General features: G+C 54.5%; 3 protein-coding genes. 1 reads left to right on the plus strand and 2 read right to left on the minus strand.

Going from position 1 to position 3,308, the window contains the following annotated elements; all coding sequences use genetic code 11:
- A partial coding sequence (locus H6B10_RS13480; protein ID WP_243427391.1) for a PTS transporter subunit EIIC occupies positions 1-880 on the minus strand: 880 nt, incomplete at its 3' end.
- A gap of 18 nt (positions 881-898) precedes the next feature.
- Positions 899-2,224 carry a 6-phospho-alpha-glucosidase gene (locus tag H6B10_RS13485; RefSeq protein ID WP_204652080.1) on the minus strand — a complete coding sequence of 442 codons (1,326 nt, stop codon included), beginning with the start codon at positions 2,222-2,224 and terminating at the stop codon, positions 899-901.
- Between the two features lie 202 nt (positions 2,225-2,426).
- Between H6B10_RS13485 and H6B10_RS13490 the strand changes: the two genes are divergently transcribed.
- Positions 2,427-3,197, plus strand: a complete 771-nt coding sequence (locus H6B10_RS13490; protein WP_204652081.1) for a MurR/RpiR family transcriptional regulator — start codon at positions 2,427-2,429, stop codon at positions 3,195-3,197.
- Positions 3,198-3,308: the final 111 nt, after the last annotated feature.

Below are 3,308 nucleotides of genomic sequence, written 5' to 3' on the forward strand. Positions count from 1 at the left end.
GCATGCCGAACATGGCAAAAATGACCTTGCCGTTCATGACAAAGCGGCTGATGTTGATGTCGAACATGGCATCGGGGGAAGCCAGCATGGCGTTGTAGATGTTCACGGCACCCTCATACAGCTGGCCATCGATGGTCATGGAACCGCCCAGGTTGGTAAAGAAGAAGGGCGTGTAAATAAAGTGATGCAGGCCAAAGGGAAGCAGGGCGCGCTCACTCAGGCCGTAGATCACACTGCCCACGGCGCCGGTCTCGTAAATCAGTTCACCCATCAGGCCCAGGGCATTCTGGACCGGGGGCCAGGCGAAGGCCATGACCAGGCCCAGGGCGGAGCAGCCCAGCAGCGAGATCATCGGGACAAACTTGGTGCCGGAGAAGATGCCCAGAATCGGGGGAAGCTGAATGTTATAGAACCGGTTGTGCAGGGCTGCCACCAGCAAGCCCACCAGAATGCCGCCGAAAACGCCGGTATCCAGCGAGGCAATGCCCAGAACCATGGACTGACCGGTTTTCATGTTGGCGGTATCCAGAATACCCAGACTGGTCAGCAGAATGTTCATAACGTTGTTCATGGCCAGGTAGCCAATGACGCTGCTCAGTGCCGCAATGCCTTTTTCTTTTTCCGCATATCCGATGGCTACCGATACCGCAAAAATGATCGGCAGATAGTTGTTGATGCTGTTGCCCATCGCCTTGAGCAGGTTGAAAAACAGCTTTACGTAGGTCGTTCCCAGAACGGGGAACATTTCCACCATGTTTGCCGTGGTAAAGGCGGACCCGATGCCCACCAGGATGCCTGCGATCGGCAGGATCATGACAGGCGTCATCAAAACTTTTCCCAGCTTCTGGAACTGGGAGAAGGTAAACTTCTTTGTCATCATCTATTCCTCCCGCTTTTGTCAGTGCAGCTCAGGCCAGTAGCCTTTGTTTGCTTCGATCATCTTGTCCAGAATCTTGCGCGCCACCTTGGCAGAGGGAACAGTCTTGTTCATGGTAAGCGCTTCCAGGGCTTTCTGGTAAGACTGCTCAAAGTAAGCATCCACAATGAGCTTTTCAGAGGCCAGCTGCTGCTGGATCATGCCCAGCTGGAACTGCGGGATATTGCCGATGACCACCGGCTCGGGGCCCCATTTGCGCAGGTAGCAGGGTACCTCCACCATGGCGTCATAGGGCAGCTGCGGAATCGCACCCTGGTTTTCCACAATCACCAGGTAGCGGTCGGCGTTGTTGTAGGCGATGGAACAGGCCACGTCCACAATAAAATCACCAAATGCATTGAAGAGGTTCAGGTTGGCCTTGTAGGCGCCGTTGCTTTCCCGGATCAAGCGTGCCTGCTCGATCATATCCTTTTCACGGCCGTCCATGACCATGTTGGCGCGGGTATAATGGATGTCCATATCCTCGGCGCTCTCCTTGGCATAGAGGTAATACTGCAGGTAAGTATTGGGCAGGTACTCGGGGAAGTCGGTCAGGATCTCCTTGAAGTTTTCCCAGGTGTGCCGCCAGGAGGGGTCGGAATGGTGCTTGTCGTGGGAAGCCGCCAGACCGAACTGCATGATCTGCTCTTTCAGTTCCGGCATTCTGTCCACGCCGCTCTTGTCGTAGAGCCTGGTCCACCAGCCAAAGTGGTTCAACCCGAAGTACACCGGGTCCAGATCATTGTACTTCTGCAGGCCCAGCATCTTGGCAAAGGAGAGCATGATGGCCACCGGCATGTCGCAGATGTTCAGAATCTTGTAGTTGTTGTACTTGCGGCGGGTGGCTTCGGCCACGATGGCCGCCGGGTTGGAGTAGTTGATGATCCATGCCTCGGGGGCGTAGGTACGCACATCATCAATGACCTTGCATACCGCCGGGATGGAACGCAGGCCGTAGGCCATGCCGCCGGGGCCGCAGGTTTCCTGCCCTACCACGCCGAATTCCAGAGAGATCTTCTCGTCCTTTTCCCGCATTTCCATGCCGCCCTGGCGGATCTGCGCAAAGGCGAAGTCGATATCGGTATAGGCCTTTTCCGGGTCGGTGGTGGTAAAGTAGGTGCACTCCGGGTCCAGTTTTTCAATCAGGGAACCGCACAGCGTATCCACCAGTTCCAGACGTTCGGGATCAATATCATACAAGACCAGCTTTTTCAGCGGGAAACGGTCCAGGTTGTTGACCAGGCTTTCGATGATGCCCGGGGTGTGGCTGGAACCGCCGCCCACGATGACAACTTTAAATCCATCCATATTGATTTACCTCGCAGTGGTTTTTGAATTTTGTTGCGCGCGCTCCGGATAACAGCTATAATATAATCAATATCACCAGTTTTTAAAAGAGTTTTCGCCGTTTTTGGAACATTATGCCGATTCCGAATTTTTTTCATTTTCTGAAACTTTTTTCACGGCGGCAGCGGATACCGCGGGCGGAATTCTCTGTTTGGAGGAACCCATGGATTTTTTTACCCGTATTGCGGAACACACGCCCCAGCTGAACCGGTCTGACAACGAGATCCTCTCCTACTGTGTACGCCACCACGAACAGGTAGCCCGGCTGAAGGTCACCGAACTGGCCGACAAACTGTTTATCTCCCCTGCGTCGGTGATCCGGTTCTGCAAAAAGCTGGGTTTCAGCGGTTTTGCGGAGTTCAAGGCTTCGCTGCGGATGGAACTGGGCGAAACACCCGGCATCCAGAAGCAGGATTCCCGCCCCACCGACTTTTTCCGGGATATCCAAAAGACCATCCAGATGGTATCGGAAGAAACGGTGGAGCGTATTCTGGAACTGATCCACACCAAACGCCGCATTGAGATCTACGCGGTGGGCAGCAGCCGGATGCCGGCCGCCGAACTGGCCAAACGGTTTCAGATCATCGGCAAGGCAGCTTTCTGCTACGACGACAGCACCCTCATGAACATCAGTGCCCGGCAGCTGACCGAAAACGACCTGGTACTGGCGCTGTCTATTTCCGGCGAGACAAGCCTGGTCATCTCCGCTGCCAACATGGCCAAAAGCAAGGGGGCGGCTCTTGTTTCTTTCACCAATCTGGGCAGCAATACCCTCAGCAGCATCGCAGACGAAAACCTGTATGTAACGTCCACCAACTTCATCAAGGCCGACCTGGAAGTGCTGTCCCGGGTACAGCTGCTCATTATCTGCGAATATCTGTTTTTCCGTTATATCGAAAACTACGGCAACGAATCGGCCGCCAGCGCCCTTTGAATCAAAACCACCCGTTGAACGGGTGGTTTGAACAGGCCCTATAAGGGCCTATCTCCTGTGGTCGCTCCCTAAAGGGAGCCCTGAAAAGTCTGGCAACCACACTTTTACCAC

The organism is Gemmiger formicilis (genome assembly GCF_016901605.1).
In the GTDB taxonomy this organism is placed as follows: Bacteria; Bacillota; Clostridia; order Oscillospirales; family Ruminococcaceae; genus Gemmiger; species Gemmiger formicilis_B.